The following is a 26,394-nucleotide window of genomic DNA, read 5'->3' on the forward strand; positions in this document are numbered from 1 at the left end:
ACGCAAAACAGCGTATATGCTGCGCCGCACCACGCCACCTAGCCTGCGAACCGCGTGACGAGGGAGGCCCGCCGCAGAGCGAGGCCGGACCGCACGGGGTCCAGATCAGGAGAGGACGAGCGATGGCAGAGGGCAACGACCGGAGCCTGGATTCCGCGCTGCGGCGCAGGCTGCTCATGGGGCTCGCCGCGGTGCCGGCCGCCGCGATGCTGCCGCGCTTCGCCCACGCCGCCGCCCCGCCGACCTCGGCGGTCAACACCACCGGCCTCGCCGTTACCGACACTGAGGTGACGGTCGGCATCCTGCACTCGGTCACCGGCACGATGGCGATCTCCGAGACCGGGGCGCAGCAGGCGGAAAAGCTCGCGATCGAGGAGATCAACGCCGCCGGCGGCGTGCTCGGCCGCAAGATCAAGGTGATCCAGGAGGACGGCGCCTCCGACTGGCCGACCTTCGCCGAGAAGGCCAAGAAGCTGCTGGTCAACGACAAGTGCGCCGCCGTGATGGGCTGCTGGACCTCGGCCTCGCGCAAGGCGGTGCTGCCGGTGTTCGAGCAGTACAACGGCATGCTGTACTACCCGACCTTCTACGAGGGCCTCGAGGAGTCGAAGAACGTCATCTATACCGGCCAGGAGGCGACGCAGCAGATCCTCGCCAGCCTCGACTGGGTCGCCAAGGAGAAGGACGCCAAGAGCTTCTTCTTCATCGGCTCGGACTACATCTGGCCGCGCACCTCGAACAAGATCGCCCGCAAGCACGTCGAGAACGTGCTCAAGGGCAAGGTCGTCGGCGAAGAATACTTCCCGCTCGGCCACACCCAGTTCAACTCGGTCATCAACAAGATCAAGCTGACGAAGCCGAACGTGATCTTCACCGACGTGGTCGGCGGCTCGAACGTGGCGTTCTACAAGCAGCTCAAGGCGGCCGGCATCGACCTGTCGAAGCAGGTGCTGATGACGATCTCGGTCACCGAGGACGAGATCGACGGCATCGGCGGCGAGAACATCGCCGGCGCCTATGCCTGCATGAAGTACTTCCAGTCGCTCAAGAACCCGAACAACGAAAAGTTCGTCGCCGCCTTCAAGAAGATGTGGGGCGAGAAGACGGTGATCGGCGACGTGACCCAGGCCGCCTATCTCGGGCCCTACCTGTGGAAGCTCACCGTCGAGAAGGCCGGCTCGTTCGACGTCGACAAGGTCGCGGCGGCCTCCGCCGGGGTCGAGTTCAAGGGTGCGCCCGAAGGCTACGTGAAGATTCACCCCAACCATCACCTGTGGTCGAAGACCCGGGTCGGCAAGGCGCTGCCGAACGGCCAGTTCGAGGTCGTCTACGAGAGTGCCGACCTCATCGAGCCGAACCCCTTCCCGAAGGGCTACCAGTAGGGCGCTACGCGCTCGAACCCTCCCCCCTCTGCGGGGGAGGGTGCCCCGCGGATGCGGGGCGGGAGAGGGGATCGCGACGCTGCCGGATGGGGCGCCTTGCACGTCAGCCGAGCCACTTCCGGCAGCCGGGTTCCCCTCTCCCGGCTCGCTCCGCTCGCCACCCTCCCCCGCAGAGGGGGGAGGGTTCGCGTCGGCTCTCTGCATCGCTGGCGCACAGCACTCGATCGAACCTCCTATCGGAGCTCCCGCCCATGTTCGGTGACTACTCGCTCGGCGACCTCGGCGCGATCTTCGCCATGCAGGGCTTCGCCGGCCTCATCCTGTTCTCGGTCTACGTGCTGATGGCTTTGGGCCTCGCGATCATCTTCGGCCAGATGGGCGTCATCAACATGGCGCACGGGGAGTTCATGATCCTCGGCGCCTACATGACCTACCTGTGCTCGACGTTCTTCCAGGCCCATCTGCCGAGCCTCTTTCCGGTCTACTTCTTCGTCGCGATGGCGCTGGCCTTCGTGGCCGCGGGCGCGCTCGGCATGCTGGTCGAATGGGGGCTGATCCGCCACCTCTACAAGCGGCCCCTCGACACGCTGCTGGCCACCTGGGGCCTGTCGCTGATCCTCCAGCAGGCCTACCGCTCGATCTTCGGCGCCCGCGAGGTCGGCGTCGAGCTGCCGTCGTGGATGATGGGCTCGGTCCAGGCCACCGACACGATCGAGATCCAGATCAACGGCCTGTTCGTGATGGCCATCACCGTGCTCATCACCCTCGTGGTCGCCGCCCTGCTGTTCGCTTCGCGCTACGGCAAGCAGGTCCGGGCGGTGATGCAGAACCGGGTGATGGCCGGCGCCGTCGGCATCGACACCGAGAAGGTCGACCGCCTCACCTTCGGCCTCGGCTGCGGCATCGCGGGCGTCGCCGGCTCGGCCTTCACGATGATCGGCTCGACCGGGCCGACCTCCGGCCAGCTCTACATCGTCGACACCTTCCTGATCGTGGTCTTCGGCGGCGCCGCGAGCCTCCTCGGCACCATCGCGTCGGCCTTCTCGATCTCGCAGACCCAGTCGACCCTCGAATTCTTCCTCTCCGGCTCGACCGCCAAGGTGCTCACGCTGCTCGGCGTGGTCGGCATCCTGATGCTGCGGCCGCAGGGATTGTTCACCCTCAAGGTCCGGCGCTGAGGAGTTAGGCCGATGAAGCTCCCGACCATCAACGACAACCCGTTCATGAAGCCGATGGAGTGGGCGAGCCTCGCCCTCCTCTGCGCCGTGATCTTCCTCGTCCTGCCGCTGGCCCTCGATGGGTTCCGGCTCAACCTGGTGGGCAAGTACCTCACCTACGCCTTCGTCGCGCTCGGCCTCGTCATCTGCTGGGGCTATTGCGGGATCCTGTCGCTCGGCCAGGGCGTGTTCTTCGGGCTCGGCGGCTACTGCATGGCGATGTACCTCAAGCTCGAGGCTTCGTCGGTCGAGAACACCAAGATCCAGTCGACGCCGGGCATCCCGGACTTCATGGACTGGAACCAGATCACGGCGCTGCCGTGGTTCTGGACGCCGTTCAAGAGCCTGCCGCTGACACTGATCGCGGTGGTGCTGGTGCCGACGCTGTTCGCGTTCATCATCGGCGCGGCGATGTTCAAGCGCCGGGTCGGCGGCACCTACTTCGCGATCATCACCCAGGCGATCGCCGCGATCCTGACCATCCTGATCGTCGGCCAGCAGGGCTATACCGGCGGCATCAACGGCATCACGGACCTGCGCACGCTCCACGGCTGGGACATCCGCACCGACTCGGCCAAATACATCCTCTACTTCGTCAACGGCGGGCTGCTCGTCGCCTGCGTGCTGGTGGCGCAATACGTCAAGCGCTCCAAGCTCGGCCGCATCCTGGTGGCGATGCGTGACAAGGAGGACCGGGTCCGCTTCTCCGGCTACGGCGTGGCGAGCTTCAAGATCTTCGCCTTCTGCCTCGCGGCGGCGTTCGCGGCGGTCGGCGGGGCGATGTTCACCCTCCAGGTCGGCTTCATGTCGCCGTCCTTCGTCGGCATCGTGCCGTCGATCGAAATGGTGATCTACGCCGCGGTCGGCGGGCGGCTGTCGCTGTTCGGGGCGATCTACGGCACGCTGCTGGTCAACTGGGCCAAGACCACCTTCTCCGAGTCGTTCCCCGAACTGTGGCTGTTCGGCCTCGGCGCGCTGTTCATCGCGGTGGTGCTCGCTTTCCCCAACGGTCTCGCCGGCATCTGGCGCCAGCACGTCGAGCCGCTGCTGACCCGCCGCCCGAAGGCCGCCGCCCCCGCCGCCCTGCCCCAGGGCGCCCCCGCCGAGTGAGGAACGTGTCCATGAACGCCGCCATCCTCCCCGGCGCCACCGCCGGCGACAAGACCTTCCTCCTCGCGGTCGAGGCCCTGACCGTGTCGTTCGACGGCTTCAAGGCGGTCAACGACGTGTCGTTCTACGTCGACCCCGACGAGATCCGGGTCATCATCGGCCCCAACGGCGCCGGCAAGACCACGGTGCTCGACCTGATCTGCGGCCGCACCCGCGCCACCTCGGGCTCGATCAAGTACAAGGGCACCGAACTGACCAAACTCTCGGAGAGCGCCATCGTCCAGGCCGGGGTCGGGCGCAAGTTCCAGACGCCGTCGATCTACGACGACCTGACGGTGTTCGAGAACCTCGAGATCTCGTTCCCGCGCGGGCGGACGGTGCTCGGCGCCCTGATGTTCAAGCGCGACGCCGAGGTGCGCGACCGCATCCACGAGATCGCCGAGATGATCTTCCTGAAGGATCACCTCGACAAACGGGCGGAGTTCCTCAGCCACGGCCAGAAGCAATGGCTGGAGATCGGCATGCTGCTGATCCAGGACCCGGAACTCTTGATGCTCGACGAGCCGGTGGCCGGGATGAGCGTCGCCGAGCGCAAGAAGACCGCCGAGCTGCTGCACCAGATCATCAAGGGCCGCTCGGTGCTGGTGATCGAGCACGACATGAAGTTCGTCGAGGACATCGCCCACCGGGTCACGGTGCTGCACCAGGGCAAGGTGCTGTCCGAAGGCTCGATGGAGCGCGTCAAGACCGACCCGAAGGTGGTCGAAGTCTATCTCGGGCATTGAGGGAGGAACCCATGCTCCAGACCGTTCCCTCCGCCGCCCCCGTCGCGGCGCCCGGCGCCGCCCCGATCCTGTCGGTCACCGACCTCCACGCGGCCTACGGCCAGAGCGAGGTGCTGCACGGCATCGATCTCACCGTCGCGCCCGGCGAGATCGTCGCCGTGATGGGCCGCAACGGCATGGGCAAGTCGACCCTGATGCGGACCCTGATGGGCATCCTGCCGGCCCGCGGCGGCACCATCCGGGTCGACGGCCAGGACGTGACCGCGCTCAAGAGCCACCAGCGGGTCGCCAAGGGCCTCGCCTACGTGCCGCAGGGGCGGATGATCTTCTCCACCATGACGGTGCAGGAGAACATCGAGACCGGGCTGACGGTCACCGGCGAATCGAAGGTGCCGGGCGACCTCTACACGATGTTCCCGGTGCTGCTGGAGATGAAGGGCCGGCGCGGCGGCAACCTGTCGGGCGGCCAGCAGCAGCAGCTCGCCATCGCCCGGGCGCTCGCCAGCCGGCCGAAGGTGCTGCTCCTCGACGAGCCGACCGAGGGCATCCAGCCCTCGATCATCCGCGAGATGGGCCGGACGCTGAAGAAGATCCGCGACGAGCGCGGGCTGTCGATCGTCGTCTCCGAGCAGGTGCTCAGCTTCGCCCTCGACATCGCCGACCGGGTGCTGGTGATCGAGAACGGTTCGATCGTCCACGAGGACGCCCGCGCCGACGTCGATGAGGCGAAGGTCGCCCGCTACCTCTCGGTCTGACGGAGATGCCCATGGCCGATTACGAGATCTTCGAGCTCGGCGACTTCGTGCTCCAGTGCCGGAAGACGTTGCGCAACGCCAGGCTGGCCTACAAGACCTTCGGCACGCTCAACGCCGACAAGAGCAACGCAATCGTCTACCCGACCTGGTACTCGGGGCAGCATTACGAGAACGAGTGGCTGATCGGGCCCGGCAAGGCGCTCGATCCCGACAAGTACTTCATCATCATCCCGAACATGTTCGGCAACGGGCTGTCGTCGTCGCCGAGCAACACCCCGGCGCCGTGGAACGGGCCGCGCTTCCCGAACGTGACCGCCTACGACAACGTGCGGGCGCAGCACCGGCTCGTCACAGAGCTGTTCGGCATCGAGACGCTCGTCCTCGTCACCGGCTGGTCGATGGGCGCGCTCCAGACCTATCACTGGGCGGCGATGTACCCGGACATGGTTCCGCGCATCCTGCCGTTCCAGGGCTCGGCCAAGTGCTCGCGCCACAACTTCGTGTTCCTGGAGGGAGCCAAGGCGGCGCTCCAGGCCGACGCCGCCTTCGCGGACGGCTGGTACACCAGCCCGCCGACCCGGGGCCTGCGCGCCTTCGGGCGGGTCTATGCCGGCTGGGGCCTGTCGCAGACCTTCTACCGCATCGAGGCCGACCTGACCCATATGGGCTACGCCTCGCTGGAGGACTTCCTGGTCGGGTTCTGGGAGGGGCTGTTCTACACCCGCGACGCCAACAACCTACTGGCGATGCTGTGGACGTGGCAGAACGGCGACATCAGCGCCAACGAGATCTTCAACGGCGACTTCAAGGCGGCGCTCGGGGCGATCAAGGCCGACGCGATCCTGATGCCGGCCTCGACCGACCTGTACTTCCCGCCCGAGGACAACGCCATCGAGGCCGCCGCGATGCCGAAGGCGGAACTGCGGGTCGTCGACACGTGGTGGGGCCACTTCGCCGGCGGTCCCGGCACCAGCCCGGACGACATCGCGGTCCTCGACGCCGCGCTCAAGGAATTGCTGGCGCGCTGACGCCGCCCGCTCCGCATCCGGCGGGTCAAAGCCCGCCGGCTCCGGCGGCCCCGGCCGCCGGCTCAACACCCGCTCCATGGGGAAAGGGAAACGCATGCCCGAGACGTTGATCAAGGTCGACCTGACGCAGTCGGCCTACGAGAACGACATGGTGCACAACCGCTGGCACCCGGACATCCCGATGGTCGCCTACGTGAAGCCCGGGCAGGACTTCATCGTCGAGACCTACGACTGGACCGGCGGGTTCATCAAGAACAACGACTCGGCCGACGACGTGCGCGACATCGACCTGTCGATCGTGCACTTCCTCTCCGGCCCGATCGGCGTCGAGGGCGCCGAGCCGGGCGACCTGCTGGTGGTCGACCTCCTCGACATCGGCGCCAAGCCCGAGTCGCAGTGGGGCTTCAACGGCTTCTTCTCGAAGCAGAACGGCGGCGGCTTCCTCACCGACCACTTCCCGCTGGCCCAGAAGTCGATCTGGGACTTCGAGGGGATGTTCACCAAGTCGCGCCACGTCCCGGGCGTGCGTTTCCCCGGCCTGATCCATCCCGGCCTGATCGGCTGCCTGCCCGACCCGAAGCTGCTGGCGACCTGGAACGAGCGCGAGACCGCGCTGATCGCCACCAACCCGACCCGGGTGCCGGGGCTGGCCAACCCGCCCTTCGGCCCGACCGCCCACATGGGCCGGCTGTCCGGCGACGCGAAGGACAAGGCGGCGGCGGAAGGCGCCCGCACCGTCCCGCCGCGCGAGCACGGCGGCAATTGCGACATCAAGGACCTGTCGCGCGGCTCGAAGATCTTCTTCCCGGTCTACGTGCCCGGCGCCGGCCTCTCGATGGGCGACCTGCATTTCAGCCAGGGCGACGGCGAGATCACCTTCTGCGGCGCGATCGAGATGGCCGGCTGGGTCCACCTCAAGGTCGAGGTCATCAAGGACGGCATGGCGAAGTACGGGATCAAGAACCCGATCTTCAAGCCGTCGCCGATCGTCCCGCGCTTCGACGACCACCTCATCTTCGAGGGCATCTCGGTCGACGAGAGCGGGGGGCAGCACTACCTCGACGTGACGGTGGCGTACCGGCAGGCCTGCCTCAACGCGATCGAGTACCTGAAGAAGTTCGGCTATTCGGGCGCCCAGGCCTACTCGATCCTCGGCACCGCGCCGGTGCAGGGCCACATCTCGGGCGTCGTCGACGTGCCGAACGCCTGCGCGACCCTGTGGCTGCCGACCGGCATCTTCGACTTCGACATCAACCCGAGCGCCGCCGGACCGACGCAGTACCTCGACGGCTCGGTCCAGATGCCGATCTCGCCGGACAAGTAGCATGCCGGTCTACGACTATTCCTGCGAGACCTGCGGCCCGTTCACGGTGCTGCGCCCGATGGCGCAGTTCCGCGACCCGCACGATTGCCCGGATTGCGGCGGGCGTAGCGAGCGCGCCTTCCTCACCGCGCCGCGCCTGTCGGGCATGGATGCGGGGTTGAAGGCGGCCCACGCCACCAACGAGCGCAGCCGCCACGCGCCCAGGCGCAGCCACGGCGCCGGCTGCGGCTGCTGCGCGCCGAAGAAGACGGCCACGGCCCCCGCCGCCGCCAAGGGTTTTCCGGCGGCGCGGCCCTGGATGATCAGCCACTGACGGGGCGTGTCTCCTCTCCCCGCTCGCGGGGAGAGGAGGTTGGCCAATTCTGACCAGATCCAAATCGATCCCCCTTTCCCGGACGACTGCAACGAAGTGGAAGGAGATCCGGGAACCAGCACGACAAGTCGCGAAGCGTCCGTCTTCAACGACGGTGCCGATGCACTGAGCCGCTTCGCGGCAGCGTCCTGTGCTGGATCCCGGGTCGCATTCCGCTGACGCTGCATGCGCCCGGGAGAAGGGCGGTCATCTCGGGACCGATGCCTCTCACCGCCCCTTCGCGCGTGGTGAGACGACACGCCCCCACCCATCGACAGGGAGACACGCCATGCATCACGGCGACATTTCCAGCAGCCACGACAGCGTCGGCGTCGCGGTGGTCAACTACAAGATGCCGCGCCTGCACACCAAGGCCGAGGTCATCGCCAATTGCCACAAGATCGCCGAGATGGTGGTCGGCATGAAGGCCGGCCTGCCCGGCATGGACCTCGTGGTGTTCCCCGAATACTCGACCCACGGCATCATGTACGACGCCGCCGAGATGTACGACACCGCCTCGACCATCCCCGGCGAGGAGACCGCGATCTTCGCCGACGCCTGCCGCAAGGCGAAGGTCTGGGGCGTCTTCTCGCTCACCGGCGAGCGCCACGAGGAGCACCCGCACAAGGCGCCCTACAACACCCTGATCCTGATGAACGACCAGGGCGAGATCGTGCAGAAGTACCGCAAGATCATGCCGTGGGTACCGATCGAGGGCTGGTATCCGGGCGACTGCACCTACGTCTCGGACGGGCCCAAGGGCCTCAAGATCAGCCTCATCATCTGCGACGACGGGAATTATCCGGAGATCTGGCGCGACTGCGCGATGCGCGGGGCCGAGCTCATCATCCGCTGCCAGGGCTACATGTACCCGGCCAAGGAGCAGCAGATCCTGATGTCGAAGGCGATGGCCTTCGCCAACAACGTCTACGTGGCGGTCGCCAACGCGGCCGGCTTCGACGGCGTCTATACCTATTTCGGCCATTCGGCGCTGATCGGCTTCGACGGCCGCACGCTGGGCGAGTGCGGCGAGGAGGAGATGGGCATCCAGTACGCCGCCCTGTCGAAGTTCCTCATCCGCGACGCGCGCCAGAACTGGCAGTCGGAGAACCACCTCTTCAAGCTGCTCCACCGCGGCTATACCGGCATGATCAACTCGCGCGAGGAGCGTCACGGGCTATCCGCGTGCCCCTACGACTTCTATCGCCGCTGGATCGAGGATCCCGACGCCACCCGCGAGGCGGTGCGCGGCATCACCCGCGCCACGGTCGGCACGCCGGAATGCCCGATCGAGGGCATCCCCCTCGTCGGCGAGGGCGAGGCGCCGCACCGGTAACCGCGATGCTGTCCGACTATCGGATCCCGGCCGAGCCGTATTACCGCCCGGTCGGCGACGAGGTGGCGCTGTTCACGGCGGCCTGCGCCGCCCGGCTGCCGATGATCCTCAAGGGACCCACCGGCTGCGGCAAGACCCGGTTCCTGGAGCACATGGCGTGGCGGCTCGGCCGCCCGCTGGTCACGGTCGCCTGCCACGAGGACATGGGGGCGGCCGATCTCGTCGGGCGCTGGCTGCTGGAGCCCGCCGGCACCGTCTGGCGGGACGGGCCGCTCACCCGCGCGGTGCGCCACGGCGCGATCTGCTACCTCGACGAGGTGGTGGAGGCGCGCCAGGACACCCTGGTGGCGATCCACCCGCTCACCGATTCCCGCCGCATGCTGCCCCTGGAGCGGACCGGCGAGGTCGTGCCGGCCCATCCCGACTTCCTGCTCGTCGTCTCCTACAACCCCGGCTATCAGGCGTTGCAGAAGGACCTCAAGGAATCGACCAGGCAGCGCTTCGGCGCGCTCGCCTTCACGTATCCGGAGCCCTCTGCCGAGGCCGAGATCGTCGCCCGCGAGGCGGGTTTGGACGAGGTTATGGCGATGCGGCTGGTGCGGGTCGGCACTGCGGCGCGGGCGCTGGTCGCCGAGGGACTGGCCGAGGGCGCCTCGACCCGGATGCTGGTCCATGCCGGCCGGCTGATCGCCGGCGGCGTCGGCTTCGCGCCGGCCTGCGCGCTCGCGGTGACGACCCCGCTCACCGACGACCCGGTGCTCCTCGACGCGCTGGCGGCGGCGGTGGCGGCCCAGGCGGCATGACGGCGGGCGAGCGCCGGCGCACCGCGACCCTGCGGGCGCTGTGGGGCCTCGCCCTGCCGATCGCGACGCGGCCAAGCCCAGCGCCCGGCGATCCGCCGCAGCGGCCGGCCTTCGCCGAGACCGGGGTGACGCTGCCGCACGGCGACGCGCCGGCGCGGCGCGGCGACGACCGTCTCGCCGAGGCGAGCCTCGCCCATCTCGGCGCGCATCTGGTCCATGGCGGCGAACGGTTCGCGCCCGGGTCGCTCAAGCCGGCGCAGGTGGCGCTGGTCTCGCTGATCGAGGATGCCCGGGTCGAGGCCCTGGCCCTGCGCGAGCGGCCCGGCCTGCTCCATCTCTGGCGCCCGTTCCACAAGGCCGGTCCGGACGATGCCCGCACGGCGACCGGGCTGATGGCCCGCCTCGCCCGCGCGCTGCTCGACGGCGACCACGACGACCCCGACCCGTTCGTGCGCAAGGGCGTCGCGCTGTTCCGGGCCGACCGGGCGGCCTGGACCGACCCGGCCCTGAGCCGGCGGATCGGTGACCGGCTCGGCAACGATCTCGGCCAGATGCGGCTGCCGTTCAGCTCGCGCTCCTACACCGTCGAGCCGGCGTATCGCGACGACCATTCCGGCCTGTGGCAGGCCGACGAGGCCGGCGTGGCGCCGCGCGCGGAGCCCGCACCCGGCGACGCCCCGGCGCAGGGCGTCGCCGCCGGACCCGCCGTCGAGGCCGCGCCTGAGCCCGGCCGGGTCTGGCTCTACCCGGAATGGGACCACCGCATCGGTTGCGCCCGGCCGGATTTCGTCACCCTGCGCGAGGAGGCGGTGGCGGCGGGAAGGGGGGCGCAGGCGCCCGGCGACCCGGCGCTCGCGGCGGCGCTGCGCGCCGTGCAGCCGCGGCGGCTGGTCCGGCTGCGGCGCCGGATCGACGGCGACGACCTCGACCTCGCGGCCGCCCTCGACGCGGCCATCCATCTGCGCGCCCGCCTCGCGCCGGATCCGCGGGTCTACGTCGGCGCCCGGCGCCGGGCCGACGCGGCACCGGTGCTGCTGCTGGTCGACGCCTCGCAATCGACCGCCGATCCGGTGCCGGGGGAGGGGATCCGCGTCCTCGACGCCGAGCGGATCGCCGCCGCGAACCTCGCCCGGGCGCTCGACGCGGCCGGCATCCCGTTCGCCGTGCGGTCGTTCCGCTCCGCCGGGCGGCGCGACGCCCGGATCGGGCGGATCAAGGACTGGCACGAGCCGCCGGCGCTCGCGGTCGCGCGCCTCGCCGGGCTGCGGCCCGGCCTCTCGACCCGCCTCGGCGTCGCCTTGCGCCATGCCGGGCGGGCGTTTCCCGCCGGCGAGCCGGGCACGCTGCTGGTGCTGACCGACGGCGAGCCGGCCGACATCGACGTCTACGATCCGGCCTATCTGGTGGAGGATGCGCGGGCGGCCCGCCGCGCGCTCGCGGCGCGGGGCCTCGCGGTCTACGGCATCGGCCTGACGCACGGCGCCGGCGCCAGCCTCGCCCGCATCTTCGGGCGCGGCCGCTTCGTCACCCTGCGCGATCCGGGGCGGCTGTCGCGGCACCTCGCCCGGCTGGCGGGCGCGGCGTGAGGATCAGCCGGTATAGACCATCGCGGTCACCGGCGTCGCGCGCACGCGGCCGGTATGCGACATCGACCAGATCGCCCAGGCGGCGAGCCCGGTGCAGGAGAGCAGGAACAGCCCGCGGGCGTAGCGGCCATGGTGAATGTCGCGCACGGCGTAGACCGGGATCAGCGCCACCTTGGCGGCGTTGCGAAGGGCGAGAACCAGAATGATCGCCAGGAAGGCGGAGATGGCTCCGAGCATGGTTGATGGCCCGTTCGTTTGATGCGCCAGCTTCACACTAGATCCGTATCGCGGCGAAACAAAGTCTCGCTTGGCGACGGAACGGTGGATCGCCTGCCGGCGACCATGCGGCCGCAATGGTTAACGAAATGCTGAGTCGGGCCCTCAATAGCCCCGCATCCGGTCAACCGCGTGGGGGATCGGGCGTCCGGCCTCCAGGGCCTCGGCGGTCGCGGCGACCGCCGCCGCGACGGCGGCGTCGCTGGCGTCGCAGGCCTCGTGCGGCGTGACGGCGATCCGCGGATGGCGCCAGAACGGATGCCCGGCGTCGAGCGGCTCGCGGGCGAACACGTCGAGGGCGGCGCCGGCCAGCGTGCCGTCGTCGAGGGCGGCGAGCAGGTCGGCCTCCACCAGTTGCGGCCCGCGCCCGACATGGATCAGGAACGCTCCGGGGCGCAGGCGGCGCAGCCGCGCGGCGTCGAGGAGGCCGGTGGTCTCCGGCGTCAGTGGCAGCAGGTTCACCAGCACCTCGGTGCGGGCGAGCAGCGCCGCCAGCCCGTCGGCGCCGTGGTGGCGGGCGAGGCCGGGCTCGTCGGCGCCGGGGCTGCGGCTCCAGGCCGCGACGGGAAAGCCGAGCGCCGCGATGTCGGCCGCCACCTGCCGGCCGATCCGGCCGTAGCCGAGGATCCCGACCGGCACCTCGGCGGCGGCGCGCTGGCCGAGGCGCTGCCAGCGCCCGGCGCGCTGGTTCTCCGCGTAGGCGGAAAAGCGGCGCTGGTGGCCGATGAGGTGCCACAGCACGAAGTGCGACATCGCCCGCGCCTGATCGGGGTCGACCACCCGCACCACCGCGACGGACTCCGGCAGGCCCGGGCAGGCGAGGAGGTTGTCGGCCCCGGCCCCGATCGAGCAGATCGCCGCGAGGTTCGGGTAGCGGGCGAAGGCGTCCTGCGGCGGGTTCCAGCCGAGGGCGAGCCGCACGTCGTCCGGGTGCTCCGCCGGGTGGTCGACGATCTCGACCCGGTCGGCGACGGCCGCCAGGGCGGGCCCGAACAGGGCGCGCAGGTCGAGGGTGTCGCTGAGGAGGACGCAGCGCATGGGCGGGGGCTCGGGGTTGGGGGCAGGATCTGGCGCGCGGGCAGGAACCCTCCCCCCTCTGCGCAGGGCTGCCCGGGAAAAGGAGGCGCGCCTCCCCTCTCCCGAGTGGGAGAGGGGTCGGGGGTGAGGGTGGAGACGGTTCAGAAGAAAGCGCAAAGGGTCGAGCTGCGCAGCTCGATGCTCGGTGCAACTTACGGAACCCGAGCCACCCTCACCCCTACCCCTCTCCCACTCGGGAGAGGGGATCCCGCGTTTGATTTTGAAAGGGATTTTCTCCGGACAGCCGTGCCGCCCGCGAGGAGGGGGGAACCCAGCGCCCATTTCTTCCGCCGGACAGCCCTGTCGCAGAGGGGGGAGGGTTGGAGCCAGTGCGTCACGCCGCCGCCCGGGTCCGCCCGGGCACCGCGTCGAGGAGCGCCCTCGTGTAGGGATGCTCCGGGTTGGCGAACAGCGCGCCGGCCGGCTTCAGCTCGACGATCTCGCCCCGGCGCATCACCGCGATCCGGTCGCAGATCTGCGCCGCCACCCGCAGGTCGTGGGTGATGAACAGCATCGACAGGCCGAGGCGCTGCTTCAGGTCCTCCAGCAGCGCCAGGACCTGCGCCTGAACCGACACGTCGAGCGCCGAGACCGCCTCGTCGGCGACGAGGATCTTCGGCTCCAGCGCCAGCGCCCGGGCGATGCCGACGCGCTGGCGCTGGCCGCCGGAGAATTCGTGCGGGAAGCGCTCCATCGCGGAGGGATCGAGCCCGACGAGGCGGAGCAGGTCGCGCGCCCGCGCCTCGGCCTCGGAGCGCGGCACCCCGTGCGCCACTGGCCCGTCGGCGATGATCTGGCCGACCCGGCGGCGCGGGTTGAGCGAGGCGAACGGGTCCTGGAACACCATCTGGATCCGGCTGCGGGCGCGGCGCAGGGCCTCGCCGGAGAGCCGGGTGAGGTCGTCGTCGCCGAGCATCACCGCGCCGCGGTCGGGCTCGATCAGCCGCATCACCAGCCGGGCGACCGAGGACTTGCCCGAGCCGGACTCGCCCACCAGCCCCACCGTCTCGCCCTGGTGGATCGCGAAGGCGACGTCGCGGGCCGCCTCGACCCGGCGCGGCTTGCGCCACAGCCCGCCGCCCGTCGAGTAGGTCTTGCACAGGCCCGCCACCTCGACGGCCTTGGGGCCGGAGCGCGGCTCGCGCCGGGGCGGGTCCATGCTCGGCACGGCGGCGAGCAGGGTGCGGGTGTAGTCCTCCCGCGGACGGCCGAGCACCGCCTCGGCCGGGCCCTCCTCGACCACGCGGCCATGGCGCAGCACCAGCACCCGGTCGGCGATGTCGGCGACCACGCCGAAATCGTGGGTGATGAACAGCACCGCCATGTTGCGGCGGCGCTGCAGGCCGCGGATCAGGTCGAGGATCTGCGCCTGGGTGGTCACGTCGAGGGCCGTCGTCGGCTCGTCGGCCACCAGCACGGCGGGTTCGAGGGCGAGCGCCATCGCGATCATCGCCCGCTGGCGCTGGCCGCCGGAGAGCTGGTGCGGGTAGGAGCGCACGATCCGCTCCGGCTCCGGCAGCCCGACCTCGCCGGCGAGCGCCACGGCGCGGGCGCGGCGCTCCCGCGGGGTCAGCAGGCCGTGGGCCTCGAACATCTCGGCCATCTGGTCGCCGATCCGCATCAGCGGATTGAGCGCCGTCATCGGCTCCTGGAACACCATCGCGATCCGCCGGCCGCGGGTGTCGCGCCAGCCGGCCTCGTCCTGGGCGAGCAGGTCGGCGCCGTCGAGGCGGATCTCGCCGCCGGACGGTTTCACCGCCTTCGGCAGCAGGCCCATCAGGGCGTGGGCGCACATCGACTTGCCGGAGCCGGACTCGCCGACGAGGCACAGGATCTCGCCGGCGACGAGATCGAACGACACGCCGTCGACCGCGTGCGCCCGGTCGCCGCCGGCCGGCAGCGCGAGGCGAAGGTCGCGGACCGAGACGACGGTCCGGCGCGGAGTGCGGGCGTCCATCTCAGCGGTCCCCCCGGGACAGGCGCGGGTTGAGGGCGTCGTTCAGGCCCTCGCCGATCAGGTTGAGGGCGAGCACGGTGAGCAGGATCACGAGGCCCGGAAACGTGCTGATCCACCATGCCTGCCGGATCGCCGTGCGGCCGGCCCCGACCATGAAGCCCCACGACATCCGGTTGGGATCGCCGAGCCCGAGGAAGGACAGCGAGGATTCGAGCAGGATCGCGGTCGCGACCATCAGCGAGGCCAGCACGACGATCGGCGACAGGGTGTTGGGCAGGATCTCCCGGCGCAGGATGGTGAAGGTGGTCTGGCCGGTCACCACCGCCGCCTGGACGTATTCCCGCGAGCGCAGGGACAGCACCTCGCCGCGCACCAGCCGGGTCACCGGCGGCCAGCTCACCAGCGCGATGGCGAGGATCAGCGACGACAGCGACGGCTGCAGGATCGCCACCAGCACGATGGCGAGGGCAAAGCTCGGCACGGTCTGGAACAGCTCGGTGAAGCGCATCAGCCCGTCGTCGACCCGGCCGCCGAAATAGCCGGCGAGCGCCCCGAGCGGCACGCCGATGACGAGGGCGGCCAGCGTCGAGACGAGGCCGACGAGGAGCGAGACGCCCGCCCCGTGCATCAGCCCGGCGGCGATGTCGCGCCCCAGCGCGTCGGTGCCGAGGGGGAAGCGGTCGAGGGTGAAGGGCGGCATGAACGGCCGCTGCACCATCCGCCACGGCGAGGTCGGGTAGAGGATCGGCGCCAGGATCGCCGCCGCCACCACGGCGAGCAGGATGACGAGGCCGATCACCGCGCCGGGATGGCGCAGGAAGGCCGCGAGGGCGCCGCGGCGGCGCGGGGGGGCGCTCATCGGGCGGCCTCGATGCGCGGGTCGACGACGCGGTAGAGCACGTCGGTGACGAGGTTGAACACCAGCACCATCGCGGACGAGACCACGAAGACGCCGAGCAGCAGGTTGTAGTCGCGCTGGAGCAGCGCCTCGTACATCAGCCGGCCGATGCCCGGCCACGCGAACACCGTCTCGGTGAGGATCGCGCCGCCCACCAGCGTGCCGGCTTGTAGGCCGGCCAGGGTCACCACCGGCAGCAGCGCGTTGCGCAGGACGTGCCGGCGCTGGATCGTCCGGTCGCCGAGCCCCTTGGCGCGGGCGGTCTTGACGAAGTCCTGGCCCGCCACCTCCAGCATCGAGGCCCGGGTCATCCGCACGTAGACCGCCATGAAGAACAGCCCGAGGGTCATCGCCGGCAGGATCAGGTGGTGGGCGATGTCAGCGGCGCGGGCGAGCCCGGCATGGCCGGCGCCGACCGACTCGAAGCCGAAGCTCGGCAGCCATTCGAGCCGGACCGAGAACACGATGATCGCCATCAGGGAGACCCAGAACAGCGGCGTGGCGTAGAACAGCAGCGCGAGGCCGGTGATCGCGGTGTCGGCGGCCCGGCCCGCCCGCCGCGCCGCCAGCGCGCCGAGGGTCACGCCGAGCACCAGCGAGATCGCGAAGGCCGAGCCGGTGAGCAGCAGGGTCGCGGGCAGCCGGTCGGCGATCAGGGTCGCGACCGGCATCTGCTGGCGCACCGAGTAGCCGAGGTCGAGCGACGCGATGTTGCGCACGTAGAGGGCGAGCTGGTTCGGCAGCGGCTGGTCGAGCCCGAACTTCTCCCGCAGCTGCGCCACGAACAGCTCGTCCCCGGCGCCCGCCTCGCCCGCCATCACCAGGGCGGGGTCGCCGGGGGCGAGGCGGATGAGGAAGAAGTTGAGGACCACGATGGCGAGCAGCACCACGATCCCCTTGCCGACCCGCCCGGCGACGAAGCCGATCATCGCTCGATCCAGGCGTCCCGGAAGCCGTCGTTCACGCCGATGCCGGTCGTGACGAGGTTCTTCACCTTGCAGCGGGTGATGGTCGGGAATTCGAGTTCGAGCAGCCACGCGATCGGCACGTCGTCGATCAGGGTCTTCTGCACCCGGTCGTAGATCTCCTGACGCTTGGCGTCGCCGACCGCCACCGCGCCCTCGGCGAAGTCCTTGTCGACCGCCGGGTTCGAGTAGCCCTCGACGTTGTTGAACGGCGAGCCCTTGCTGATCTGCGACGAGACGTAGTTGCGGGCGACGCCCAGCGCCGGGTCGCCGTACTGGTACAGGTAACTGAAGGCGATGTCGTAGTCCCACTCGGAGGTCTTCTGGTTCCAGCCGGGCACGTCGGTGGCGACGAGCTCGACCTTGATGCCGACATCCTCGAGGTTCTGCTTCACCGCCTCGGCCCAGCGCTGCCAGGTCTCGCCGTAGGGCAGCGGCAGCAGGCGCACGGTCTCGCCCTTGTAGCCGGATTCCTTCACGAGCGCCTTGGCCTTGGCCGGATCGAAGGAATACTTCGCCAGCTTGGCGTTGTAGTACCGGGTCGAGGACGAGGACGGGCCGACCGCGACCTTGCCGAGGCCGTTCCACACCACGTCACGCGCGAAGTCGCGGTCGAGGGCGTACATCACCGCCTGCCGGAACGCCTTGTTGGCGGTCGGGCCCTGGCGGTTGTTGAGCCACAGCCAGGACAGCGGCCCGAAGAACTCCCAGCCCTTGGTGGTCATGCAGGCGCCCTTGGCCTTCGACAGGCGTGGCACGTCGAAGTTCTCGACCGAGCCGCCGGGCAGGATGTCGACCTTGCCGGTCTCGAACGCCACCGCCCGGGCGGCGGCGTCGGGGATCACGTGCCAGTAGATCTCGTCGAGAAGGGGCTTTCCGGCGACGTGGTAGTTCGGGTTCTTCACCAGCCGGATGAACGAGCCCTTCTTCCACTCCTTGAACATGAACGGCCCGGTGCCGATCGGCGTGTTGTTGGCCGGGTTGGTCTTGTAGTCGGTGCCCTCGTAGACGTGCTTGGGGATCATCGGCAGCGAGCCGACCTCGAAGATGCCGAGGAACGGGCCGAACGGCTCGGAGAGGGTGAACACCACCGTGCGCGGGTCCGGCGCCGTCACGCTCGCCACCTTGGCGAGGTTGCCGCGGGCGCGGGCATGGGTCTGCTTCAGGAAATCGACCGAGAACAGCACGTCGGCGGCGCTGAACGGCTTGCCGTCGTGCCAGGTCGCGTTGCCGACCAGCTTGAAGGTGTAGGTCTTGCCGTCCGGGCTCATCTCCCAGCTCTCGGCGAGGCCGGGCAGGGGCTTGAGCGCCTCGTCGTAGCGCAGCAGCCCCTCGTAGATGTTGCCGGCGACCATCTGGGTCGGGCCGTTCTGGACCATGCCGAGCATCAGGCCGGGCGGCTCGGGCTGGATCACCGCGTTGGCGACCCCGCCGGCGGTCTGGGCCAGGGCCGGCTGCACGAGGGCGGCCCCGATCAGGCCGAGGGAGAAAACCGATCCGATCAGGGTCCGCTTGAGCATGGCGCGTCTCTCGGGAGGGGGTGGGGGAGGGGCAGTGGCTTTTGGGTCTGGTGAGGGTTTCACCGCCTCCGAATGGGATGGCTTACGCAAGCGACGGGTCGGTAGCATTCTCCTCGCCCCGCTCGCGGGGAGAGGGCTTCGTTGACCTTGCCGTCAACGAAGCGAGGCGGCAGCCGAGGGTGAGGGGGCGAGGCCGGATGTGGCTCCTCCGGAACCACCCCCTCACCCTCGCTCCGGCTTCGCCTGCGCTCGCTTCATCACCGACAAGGGGGATGAAGCCCTCTCCCCGCCCGCGGGGAGAGGGGAAGACCCGCGTCTCATCCGGAGACAAAGAGACCTCCTCGCCGACAAAAACTTACTCCATGAAATCCGGGTCGCTGCGCGCGAGCATGCGCTTGAACGCGTCCCACTCGGTGTCCGGCATCCCGCCGGTCTCCATCTTGTCGTAGAACGAGGCGTACTGGCCGGAGGTCTTGGCCACCACGGCCGCGGGCGGCCGCACCAGGGGGGCGCCGGCGGCCTGGATCGCGAGCTGGGCCCGGCACGACCGCTCCAGGTTGTGCATCAGCTTGAACGCCTCGGCGACCGAGCGGCCGCAGGTCAGCATGCCGTGGTTGCGCAGCACCATCACGGGCTTGTCGCCCAGGTCCGCCACCAGCCGCTCGCGCTCGGCGAGGTCGAGGGCGATGCCCTCGTAGGCGTGGTAGGCGAGGCGGCCGGCGAACTGCATCGACCACTGGTTGAGCGGCAGCAGCCCCTCCTCCTGGCACGACACGGCGACGCCCGCGACCGTGTGGGTGTGCAGCACGCAGATCGCGTCCTCGCGCGCGGCGTGGACGGCGCTGTGGATGGTGAAGCCGGCCGGGTTGATGCCGAGCCCGGCCGGATCGTCGACCACCCGCCCGTCGAGGTCGACCGTGACGAGGTTGCCGGCCTTCACCTCCTCGAAGCGCAGCCCGTAGGGGTTGATGAGGAAGCGGTGCTCCGGTCCCGGCAGCCGGGCCGAGATGTGGGTGTAGATGCTGTCGTCGAGCCCGAGCCGGTGGATCAGCCGGTAGGCGGCGGCGAGATCGATGCGGATCTGGCGGGTCGCCGCCTCGTCATGCGCGGATGGCGCCATGGCCGGCTCCTCTCGGTGGTCGCGATGGCCGGAGACTGGCGCATGCCTACAAAACGATCAAGCCTAAACTGTCGACAATCGACGCCGAACCGTTGCACAGTGCCGGCCGCAGCGAGGGCCCCATGCGGACAGCGTCACCCCCCGTCGGCCTGCCGGCCCTGGCCGGGACCGACCTCGTGCGGCAGGTCGCCGGGATGCTGACCGAGGCGATCGTCGGCGGCCGGCTCGGGCCGGGCCAGAAGCTCGCGGAGGCGGCGGTGGCGCGGGAACTCGGCATCAGCCGGGCGCCGGTGCGCGAGGCCGCCCGCCTGCTGGAGAGCCAGGGCCTGCTGCGGGCCTGCCCGCGCCGGGGCTTCTTCGTGCGGGCGCTGTCGCCGGAGGACGTGGACGACCTCTACGACCTGCGGCTGTGCATCGAGCGCCACGCCGCGGTCGAGGCCTCCCGGCGCCTCACCCCGGAGACCCGCGCCGCCCTGCGCCGGCAGTGCGAGGCGCTCTCCGAGGCGGCGTTCCTCGACGACCCGGCCCGGATCGTCGAGGCCGACTACCAGTTCCACCGCCTGATCTGCGAGATCGCCGGCAACGCCCGCGCCCTGCACCTGTTCGACGGGCTGGCGGCGGAGATGCGGGTGGTGATCGGCCTGATCGGCCGGCTCTACGACGATCCGCACGAGATCGCCCGCACCCACGCTCCGGTGCTGGCCGCGATCGAGGCCGGCCACCCCGAGCGCATCGTCGCCCATGTCGACCACCATATCGGCGTCGCGTGGCGCGAGGTCGGGAGGCTGGTGCGCGCCCTCTCCACCCGGACAACGGAGATCTCATGAAAGCCGTCCATTGCGAGGACCACCGCAGCCACGACCCGAAATTCTTCCTCGTGCGCGGTCAGGTCCGCCCGGCCGCCGACCAGCCCGAGCGCGCCGACCGCCTGCTCGCCGGGCTGCGGGCCGGGCATCACACGGTGGTCGAGCCGGTGCGCTTCGGTCACGGGCCGCGGGCCCGGGTGCACGGGCCGGACTACCTCGCCTTCATGGCCGAGGCCTGGGACGCCTGGGCGGCGCTCCCGGATTCCGGCCCGGAGATGATCGCCAACATCCATCCGTTCCGGGACGGCGCCTCCTATCCGAGCCACATCGTCGGCCGGCTCGGCTGGCACACCGTCGACACCGCCTGCCCGATCGGGCCGGGCACCTACGCGGCGTCCTGCGCGGCGACCGACGTGGCGGCGAGCGCGGCGCAACTCGTCCTCGACGGCGAGGACGCCGTCTACGCGCTCTGCCGCCCGCCCGGCCACCACGCCTACCGCGACCGGGCCGGCGGTCACTGCTACTTCAACAACAGCGCGGTGGCGGCGGCCCACCTGCGCCAGCGCCACGAGCGGGTGGCGATCCTCGACGTCGACGTGCACCACGGCAACGGCACGCAGGGCATCTTCTACGCCGACCCGACGGTGCTGACGGTCTCGCTCCACGCCGACCCGTCGCGGTTCTACCCGTTCGTGTGGGGCTACGCCCACGAGCGCGGCGAGGGGCCGGGGCTGGGAGCGAACCGCAACCTGCCGTTGCCGCTCGGCACCGGCGACGACGGCTACATGGCGGCGCTCGACGACGCGGCCCGGACCCTCGCGGCCTTCGCGCCGACCGCCCTGGTGGTCGCGCTCGGTCTCGACGCCTCCGAGCACGACCCGCTCGCCGGGCTCAGCCTCACCACGGAGGGGTTCCGTCGCATCGGCGGCGCGCTCGCCCGTCTCGGCCTGCCCACAGTGCTGGTGCAGGAGGGCGGTTACCTGTCCGACATCCTCGGCCCCAACCTGACCGCGGTGCTCGCCGGCTTCGAGGCGGCCCGCTGACCGGAAAACGGAGATCTCCCATGGCCTTCGCCTGCACCATCCCGGCCGTCCCGACCGTCCAGTGCGACGACGACGCGGTGCGGATCACCCGCTGGGACTTCGCGCCCGGCGCCGTCACCGGCTGGCACGAGCACGGCTGGCCCTATTTCGTGGTGATGATCACGGAGGGGACGCTGCGCATCCACGACGGCACGGACGTGAGCGAGGTGCCGCTGGCGCTGGGCCAGTCCTATCGCCGTCCGGCGGGCATCCGCCACGACGTGATGAACGGTTCCGACCACCCGATCGCCTTCGTGGAGATCGAGGTGAAACGCCCGGAGGCCCTGGGGCCGGCGTCGGGCTGAGGGCGCCGAACGGCGCGTGACGGGTCCCGTCCGGTCGGGGGACCGGGCGGCTTACCGGAGCAGCTGCAGGATGCTCTGCTGGGCCTGGTTGGCGAGCGACAGCGCCGAGATGCCGAGCGACTGGCGGGTCGAGAGCGCCTGGGAGTTGGCCGCCTCCTCGTTGAGGTCGGCGTTGGTCAGGTTCGCCGCGCCGGTGTCGAGCACGTTGATGAGCTGCTTGGAGAAGTCCTGGCGGTTCTGCACCACCGACAGGTTCGAGCCCAGCGTCGTCGCGTCGGCGCGCAACTGGTCGGACGCCTTGGTCAGGTCCTTGAGCACGGTGTTGATGTCGGCGTTGAGCAGGAAGCTGCCGCGGCCGACGGTCGTGCCGGCGTCGCCCTGGTTGGTGATCGGGGTCAGGCCGAGCCCGGCGGCGGTCTCGTCGGTCGAGGCGGCGACGAGGTTCGAGCTGCCGCGGGTGTTGAAGTTGATCGTCAGGTCGTTGTTCTTGCCGTTGATCAGGTTGACGCCGTTGAAGCTGGCATCGGTCGCGAGCTGGGTGATCTGGTTGAGCAGGTTGTTGTACTGCTCCGCCAGGGTGGCGCGGGCCGAGACGCCCGACACCGTGAGGTCGCTGCTCTGGCCGACCGCGGTCGTGGCGGCGCCGTAGGTGACGAGCGCGCTCGACGCCGTCGAGCCGGCGGCGAAGCCGAGGGCGGTCTGGTCGGAAGCGTTGACGAACTCGACGTCGGCGCTGGCGTTCAGCACGATCTTCTTGCCGGTCGAGTCGACCGAGAAGGCGTTGCCGATCCTGGCGCCGTTCGTCGCCTCGTTGAGCTGCTTGACCATCTCCAGGATGCTGGCCGACGCGGCGATCGAGGCCGAGGTCAGCGCCCCGTTGACGTAGAAGCTGATGCTCGCCGAGGCGCTGCTGGCGGAATACTCGGTCGTCGCCTTGCCGGTGGTGGTGATCTGGGTCGAGAGCGCCTGGTTGGCGATCGACTTGGCCTGGTCGACGATCTTCTGGATGCTGGTGATGCCCTGGTTGGCCGCCTGGATCACCTGGATCCCGTTGGAGATGCCGTCGAGCAGCCCGCCGAGTTCCGACGAGCGCGAGGTCAGGTTCAGGGCCGTGAAGTAGTTGAGCGGGTTGTCGAGGGCCGAATTGACCTTCTTGCCGGTCGCCAGCCGGTTCTGGGTGATCCCGGTCAGCTGCGCCGTATCCTGCAGCGACAGCAGGTTCTGGCGCGTGGCGGCCGAGAGGGTGATGTTACTCGACATAGCGGCTGGTCCTCGACGACGGGGAGGCGCGTTCGCCCTGCCTGTTTCGTCGAATGTCTGCTCGCCATGGTTGATAAGCCGTTAAGCGAAACGGCCGGTTAACCAGATTTTTCGGGACCTTGGTCCGTCCGGCGAATCGAGGGGTCCGCCCCGAACGGAAACGGCCGGGCTCCCGCCCGGCCGTCCGTCGCGCTGTCGTCGGGTGCCGCGATCAGCGCAGGAGCTGCAGCACGCTCTGCTGGGCCTGGTTGGCGAGCGACAGCGCCGAGATGCCGAGCGACTGGCGGGTCGAGAGCGCCTGGGAGTTGGCCGCCTCCTCGTTGAGGTCGGCGTTGGTCAGGTTCGCCGCGCCGGTGTCGAGCACGTTGATGAGCTGCTTGGAGAAGTCCTGGCGGTTCTGCACCACCGACAGGTTCGAGCCCAGCGTCGTCGCGTCGCTGCGCAGCTGGTCGGTCGCCTTCGACAGGTTCGTGATGACGTCCTTGATGTCGTCGTTGAGCAGGAAGCTGCCACGGCCGACGGTGGTCTCGTCGTTGCCCTTGTTGGTGATCGGGTCGAGGCCGAGGCCGGCGGCGGTCTGGTCGGTCGAGACGACCGTCAGGTTCGAACTGCCCTTGGTGTTGAAGTTGATCGTCATGTCGTTGTTCTTGCCCGCGATCAGGTTGGTGCCGTTGTAGCTGGCATCGGTCGCGAGCTGTGTGATCTGGTTGAGCAGGTTGTTGTACTGATCCGCCAGCGACTTGCGGGCTGAGACGCCGGTGACGGAGAGGTCGCTGCTCTGGCCGACGGCGGTCGTGACGGTGCCGTAGGTGTTGAGCGCGCTCGACGCCGTCGATCCGGCGGCGAAGCCGAGGTTCGTCTGGTCGGATGCGCTGCTGAACTCGATGTCGGCGCTGGCATTGACCACGATCTTCTTGCCGGTCGAGTCGAGCGAGAAGGCGTTGCCGATGTTGTTGGTGTTCGTCGTGTCGTTGAGGGCCTTCACCGCGTCGGAGACGCTGGCCGACGCCGAGATGGTGGTGGTCGTCAGGTTGCCGTTGATGTAGAAGCTGATGGTCGTCGAGGCCGTGCTCGCCGAATAGTCGGTCGTCGCCTTGCCGGTGGTGGTGATCTGGGTCGAGAGCGCCTGGTTGGCGACCGACTTGGCCTGGTCGACGATCTTCTGGATGCTGGTGATGCCCTGGTTGGCCGCCTGGATCGCCTGCACGCTGTTGGAGATGCCGTCGAGCAGGCCGCCGATCTCGCCGGAGCGGGCGGTCAGGCTCTGCGCGGTGAAGAAGTTCAGCGGGGCGTCGAGGGCCGAGTTGACCTTCTTGCCGGTCGCCAGCCGGTTCTGGGTGGTCGAGGTCAGGACGGCGGTGTCCTGCAGCGTGAGCAGGTTCTGACGCGTGGCGGCCGAGAGGGTGATGCCGGACATGGGGGTGATCCTTTTGATCGCTGGCCGCCATTTTTGGCGCCTGCGAGGACCCTCGATCCCGCGCCTTACCCGGACTTTAAGCCGGTCCGCGAAACCGCCCGGCTCCGATCCGGCATCCCGGCGAAAATCGCCGTTATGCTTAAATCCGCGTTAACCCGAAGCGTGGAAGCGTGACGCGACGCGGTTCCGGGTCTCGTGCCATGCCCCTCAAGATCGTGCTGAAGCCGTTCGAGCGCCTCATCATCAACGGGGCGGCGATCCGCAACGGCGAGCGCACCTCGAGCTTCCTCATCGAGAACACCTGCCGCTTCCTGCGCGAGAGCGAGATCATCAGCGAGAGCGAGGCCGACACCGCCTGCAAGCGGCTCTGCGTCACGCTCCAGCTCATCTACCTCGCCGACAAGCCGGCCGAGGCCGAGGATCTGCTGATCCGGCAAGCGACCGAGCTGCTCGCCGCGATGCCGACCTCCGCGCCCTACCTCCTGGCGATCCAGGACGAGATCGCCGCCGGCCGCTACCACCGCGCCCTGAAATGCGGGCGCGACCTCGTCGCCTGGGAAACCTCCCTGCGCGAGCGCCTCGCGTCTCCCGCCGCCTGATCCCGGCCGCCCGACCATGAACCCCATCGCCCCGAAGAACTTCCCGAGCGTCGCGATCGCGGTGCCCTCCGGCCTCAGCGTGCACGCCGACTTCTGCATGTCGCTCGCGGCGATGTGCTACAACCTCAACGAACTGCCGATGCTGCTCGTCAGCGCCAAGTCGTCGATCGTCGCCGACGGGCGCAACATCGGCGTTCGGGCGGCGCAGGATGGCCAGACCGAGTACGTCCTGTTCCTCGACAGCGACATGACGTTCCCCAAGGACACGCTGCTGCGGCTGCTGATGCGCGAGGTCGATGTGATCGGCGCGACCTATTCGCGCCGCACGCCGCCGCTCAGGCCGCTGGGCGAGGTGCTGCCCCAGCAGCCGGCCGACGCCCCGACCGGCCTCGTCGAGATGTCCCGGATGCCAACCGGCTGCCTGCTGGTGCGCACCAGCGTGTTCCGGCGCCTGCGCGAGCCGTATTTCCGCTACCGCATCGACGAGGATCATGGCCGGATCATCGGCGAGGACTACGATTTCTGCGACCGCATCCGCGACCTCGGCATCCGCATCTGGTGCGACCCGGTGCTGAGCAAGGAACTCGGCCATATCGGCCAGCAGGTCTTCACGATCTGAGCGTCGCCCCGGCCGATCGCGCGACACCCGAACGAGACGGATTCCGAACCACCATGCAGATCGCGATCGTCACCCCTTACCACAACGAGGACATCGCCCTCATCCGGCAGGCGCACGAGAGCGTGCTCGCCCAGGACTTCGCCTGCCGGCACGTCCTGGTGGCGGACGGCCATCCACGCCCCGAGATCGACGGCTGGAACTGCGAGCACATCGTGCTGCCGGCGGCCCACAAGGATTGGGGCGACTTCGCCCGCGGCGTCGGCGCGATGCACGCGATCCACGACGGCGTCGACTTCGTCGCCTTCCTCGATGCCGACAACTGGCTCGAGCCCAACCACGCCTCCAGCCTCGCGGTCCAGGCCCTCAACAGCGGCACCGCCGTCACGATCTCGCGGCGCTCGCTGCGGCGCCTCGACGGCAGCCTGATGCGCCGCATCTGCCCCGAGAGCGAGGGCGACACCTTCGCCGATACCGGCACGATCCTGTTCCACCGCAGCATCCTCGACGTCATCAGCCTGTGGGCGCTGATGCCCCGCGACCTCGGCTCGGTCGGCGACCAGGTGATCTGGGGCGCGATCAAGAGCCGGGGCTACCCCTGCGCGCATACCGGGCTGCCGACCCTGAACTACCGCACCAAGTTCGCCAACCACTACCGGCGCCAGAACGAGGAGCCCCCGCCCGGGGCGATCGACGTCGATCACATCGCGCTCGGCTACAAGAGCTGGGAGCGGATGAACGACTTCCAGCGCCACGCGCTGCTCAAGGGACACTGACCGGCCGCATTGCACGGCGCCGGGGCGCGCATCCTCCGGTTT

At 69.7% G+C, this 26,394-nt stretch carries 26 protein-coding genes; 17 read left to right on the forward strand and 9 right to left on the reverse strand.

The genetic code is table 11. The annotated features are described in order from the left end of the window. Positions 1 to 122 precede the first annotated feature (122 nt). The 11 genes from urtA to EOE48_RS08365 all read left to right on the forward strand — a co-directional run bounded on the left by urtA (position 123) and on the right by EOE48_RS08365 (position 11,678). On the forward strand, positions 123 to 1,382 hold the full coding sequence (gene urtA / locus EOE48_RS08310) for an urea ABC transporter substrate-binding protein (RefSeq protein ID WP_127728328.1): 1,260 nt from the start codon (positions 123 to 125) through the stop codon (positions 1,380 to 1,382). A gap of 251 nt (positions 1,383 to 1,633) precedes the next feature. Next, on the forward strand, positions 1,634 to 2,560 hold the full coding sequence (gene urtB, locus EOE48_RS08320) for an urea ABC transporter permease subunit UrtB (protein WP_127728330.1): 927 nt from the start codon (positions 1,634 to 1,636) through the stop codon (positions 2,558 to 2,560). Between the two features lie 12 nt (positions 2,561 to 2,572). Continuing rightward, positions 2,573 to 3,709: an urea ABC transporter permease subunit UrtC gene (gene urtC, locus EOE48_RS08325; protein WP_127728331.1), complete on the forward strand. Its 1,137-nt coding sequence runs from the start codon at positions 2,573 to 2,575 to the stop codon at positions 3,707 to 3,709. 11 nt (positions 3,710 to 3,720) lie between these two features. Further along, positions 3,721 to 4,494 carry an urea ABC transporter ATP-binding protein UrtD gene (gene urtD / locus EOE48_RS08330; RefSeq protein ID WP_127728332.1) on the forward strand — a complete coding sequence of 258 codons (774 nt, stop codon included), beginning with the start codon at positions 3,721 to 3,723 and terminating at the stop codon, positions 4,492 to 4,494. 11 nt (positions 4,495 to 4,505) lie between these two features. Continuing rightward, entirely contained in the window at positions 4,506 to 5,249 is a 744-nt protein-coding gene (urtE, locus tag EOE48_RS08335; protein WP_127728333.1) for an urea ABC transporter ATP-binding subunit UrtE, read from the forward strand. Positions 5,250 to 5,260: 11 nt separating this feature from the next. After that, positions 5,261 to 6,277, forward strand: coding sequence for an alpha/beta fold hydrolase (locus EOE48_RS08340; protein ID WP_127728334.1), 1,017 nt, complete (start codon positions 5,261 to 5,263; stop codon positions 6,275 to 6,277). A 94-nt stretch (positions 6,278 to 6,371) separates the two neighbouring features. Then, positions 6,372 to 7,601: a formamidase gene (fmdA, locus tag EOE48_RS08345; protein WP_127728335.1), complete on the forward strand. Its 1,230-nt coding sequence runs from the start codon at positions 6,372 to 6,374 to the stop codon at positions 7,599 to 7,601. A 1-nt stretch (position 7,602) separates the two neighbouring features. Then, complete coding sequence (locus EOE48_RS08350; RefSeq protein ID WP_127728336.1) at positions 7,603 to 7,914, forward strand: FmdB family zinc ribbon protein; 312 nt, start codon at positions 7,603 to 7,605, stop codon at positions 7,912 to 7,914. 328 nt (positions 7,915 to 8,242) lie between these two features. Further along, on the forward strand, positions 8,243 to 9,289 hold the full coding sequence (locus tag EOE48_RS08355) for an aliphatic amidase (protein WP_127728337.1): 1,047 nt from the start codon (positions 8,243 to 8,245) through the stop codon (positions 9,287 to 9,289). A 5-nt stretch (positions 9,290 to 9,294) separates the two neighbouring features. Next, positions 9,295 to 10,092: a CbbQ/NirQ/NorQ/GpvN family protein gene (locus tag EOE48_RS08360; protein ID WP_127728338.1), complete on the forward strand. Its 798-nt coding sequence runs from the start codon at positions 9,295 to 9,297 to the stop codon at positions 10,090 to 10,092. After that, a complete protein-coding gene (locus EOE48_RS08365) occupies positions 10,089 to 11,678 on the forward strand; it encodes a nitric oxide reductase activation protein NorD (protein ID WP_127728339.1) in 1,590 nt (529 codons plus the stop codon). Before EOE48_RS08360 ends, EOE48_RS08365 begins: the two co-directional genes overlap by 4 nt. Positions 11,679 to 11,681: 3 nt before the next feature. Here the strand turns inward: EOE48_RS08365 and EOE48_RS08370 are convergent, their stop codons facing one another. The 7 genes from EOE48_RS08370 to EOE48_RS08405 form a co-directional block, all read right to left on the reverse strand. Next, positions 11,682 to 11,915 carry a hypothetical protein gene (locus EOE48_RS08370; protein ID WP_127728340.1) on the reverse strand — a complete coding sequence of 78 codons (234 nt, stop codon included), beginning with the start codon at positions 11,913 to 11,915 and terminating at the stop codon, positions 11,682 to 11,684. A 144-nt stretch (positions 11,916 to 12,059) separates the two neighbouring features. Beyond that, complete coding sequence (locus EOE48_RS08375; protein ID WP_127728341.1) at positions 12,060 to 12,992, reverse strand: 2-hydroxyacid dehydrogenase; 933 nt, start codon at positions 12,990 to 12,992, stop codon at positions 12,060 to 12,062. Positions 12,993 to 13,365: 373 nt separating this feature from the next. Further along, on the reverse strand, positions 13,366 to 14,988 hold the full coding sequence (locus tag EOE48_RS08380) for an ABC transporter ATP-binding protein (RefSeq protein WP_127728342.1): 1,623 nt from the start codon (positions 14,986 to 14,988) through the stop codon (positions 13,366 to 13,368). Between the two features lies 1 nt (position 14,989). Next, on the reverse strand, positions 14,990 to 15,847 hold the full coding sequence (locus tag EOE48_RS08385; RefSeq protein ID WP_127728343.1) for an ABC transporter permease: 858 nt from the start codon (positions 15,845 to 15,847) through the stop codon (positions 14,990 to 14,992). Then, positions 15,844 to 16,815 carry an ABC transporter permease gene (locus EOE48_RS08390; RefSeq protein WP_127728344.1) on the reverse strand — a complete coding sequence of 324 codons (972 nt, stop codon included), beginning with the start codon at positions 16,813 to 16,815 and terminating at the stop codon, positions 15,844 to 15,846. The genes EOE48_RS08385 and EOE48_RS08390 overlap by 4 nt, the downstream gene beginning before the upstream one ends. Further along, on the reverse strand, positions 16,812 to 18,371 hold the full coding sequence (locus EOE48_RS08395; RefSeq protein ID WP_127728345.1) for an ABC transporter substrate-binding protein: 1,560 nt from the start codon (positions 18,369 to 18,371) through the stop codon (positions 16,812 to 16,814). Before EOE48_RS08395 ends, EOE48_RS08390 begins: the two co-directional genes overlap by 4 nt. A 355-nt stretch (positions 18,372 to 18,726) precedes the next feature. Then, positions 18,727 to 19,491 carry a class II aldolase/adducin family protein gene (locus EOE48_RS08405; RefSeq protein WP_127728346.1) on the reverse strand — a complete coding sequence of 255 codons (765 nt, stop codon included), beginning with the start codon at positions 19,489 to 19,491 and terminating at the stop codon, positions 18,727 to 18,729. Positions 19,492 to 19,613: 122 nt separating this feature from the next. Here EOE48_RS08405 and EOE48_RS08410 point away from each other — a divergent pair, with 122 nt between their 5' ends. The 3 genes from EOE48_RS08410 to EOE48_RS08420 are packed head-to-tail and all read left to right on the forward strand — an operon-like array spanning position 19,614 to position 21,684. Then, positions 19,614 to 20,318 carry a GntR family transcriptional regulator gene (locus EOE48_RS08410; RefSeq protein ID WP_127728347.1) on the forward strand — a complete coding sequence of 235 codons (705 nt, stop codon included), beginning with the start codon at positions 19,614 to 19,616 and terminating at the stop codon, positions 20,316 to 20,318. Then, complete coding sequence (locus EOE48_RS08415) at positions 20,315 to 21,340, forward strand: histone deacetylase family protein (RefSeq protein ID WP_127728348.1); 1,026 nt, start codon at positions 20,315 to 20,317, stop codon at positions 21,338 to 21,340. Before EOE48_RS08410 ends, EOE48_RS08415 begins: the two co-directional genes overlap by 4 nt. Positions 21,341 to 21,360: 20 nt before the next feature. Next, positions 21,361 to 21,684 carry a cupin domain-containing protein gene (locus tag EOE48_RS08420; protein ID WP_127728349.1) on the forward strand — a complete coding sequence of 108 codons (324 nt, stop codon included), beginning with the start codon at positions 21,361 to 21,363 and terminating at the stop codon, positions 21,682 to 21,684. Between the two features lie 51 nt (positions 21,685 to 21,735). On the opposite strand, the gene EOE48_RS08425 is transcribed toward EOE48_RS08420, so the two are convergent. Next, a complete protein-coding gene (locus EOE48_RS08425; protein ID WP_127728350.1) occupies positions 21,736 to 22,944 on the reverse strand; it encodes a flagellin N-terminal helical domain-containing protein in 1,209 nt (402 codons plus the stop codon). 211 nt (positions 22,945 to 23,155) lie between these two features. Continuing rightward, positions 23,156 to 24,361, reverse strand: coding sequence for a flagellin N-terminal helical domain-containing protein (locus tag EOE48_RS08430; RefSeq protein WP_127728351.1), 1,206 nt, complete (start codon positions 24,359 to 24,361; stop codon positions 23,156 to 23,158). Positions 24,362 to 24,561: 200 nt separating this feature from the next. Between EOE48_RS08430 and EOE48_RS08435 the strand changes: the two genes are divergently transcribed. The 3 genes from EOE48_RS08435 to EOE48_RS08445 are packed head-to-tail and all read left to right on the forward strand — an operon-like array spanning position 24,562 to position 26,352. Next, positions 24,562 to 24,960 (forward strand): flagellar biosynthesis repressor FlbT, encoded by a 399-nt coding sequence (locus EOE48_RS08435; RefSeq protein ID WP_127728352.1) that lies wholly within the window; start codon positions 24,562 to 24,564, stop codon positions 24,958 to 24,960. A 16-nt stretch (positions 24,961 to 24,976) separates the two neighbouring features. Then, positions 24,977 to 25,579, forward strand: coding sequence for a glycosyltransferase family 2 protein (locus EOE48_RS08440; protein WP_127728353.1), 603 nt, complete (start codon positions 24,977 to 24,979; stop codon positions 25,577 to 25,579). Positions 25,580 to 25,632: 53 nt separating this feature from the next. Continuing rightward, positions 25,633 to 26,352 (forward strand): glycosyltransferase family 2 protein, encoded by a 720-nt coding sequence (locus EOE48_RS08445; RefSeq protein WP_127728354.1) that lies wholly within the window; start codon positions 25,633 to 25,635, stop codon positions 26,350 to 26,352. The last annotated feature ends 42 nt before the right edge of the window (positions 26,353 to 26,394 follow it).

This window comes from Methylobacterium oryzihabitans (assembly GCF_004004555.2).
Classification (GTDB): Bacteria; Pseudomonadota; Alphaproteobacteria; order Rhizobiales; family Beijerinckiaceae; genus Methylobacterium; species Methylobacterium oryzihabitans.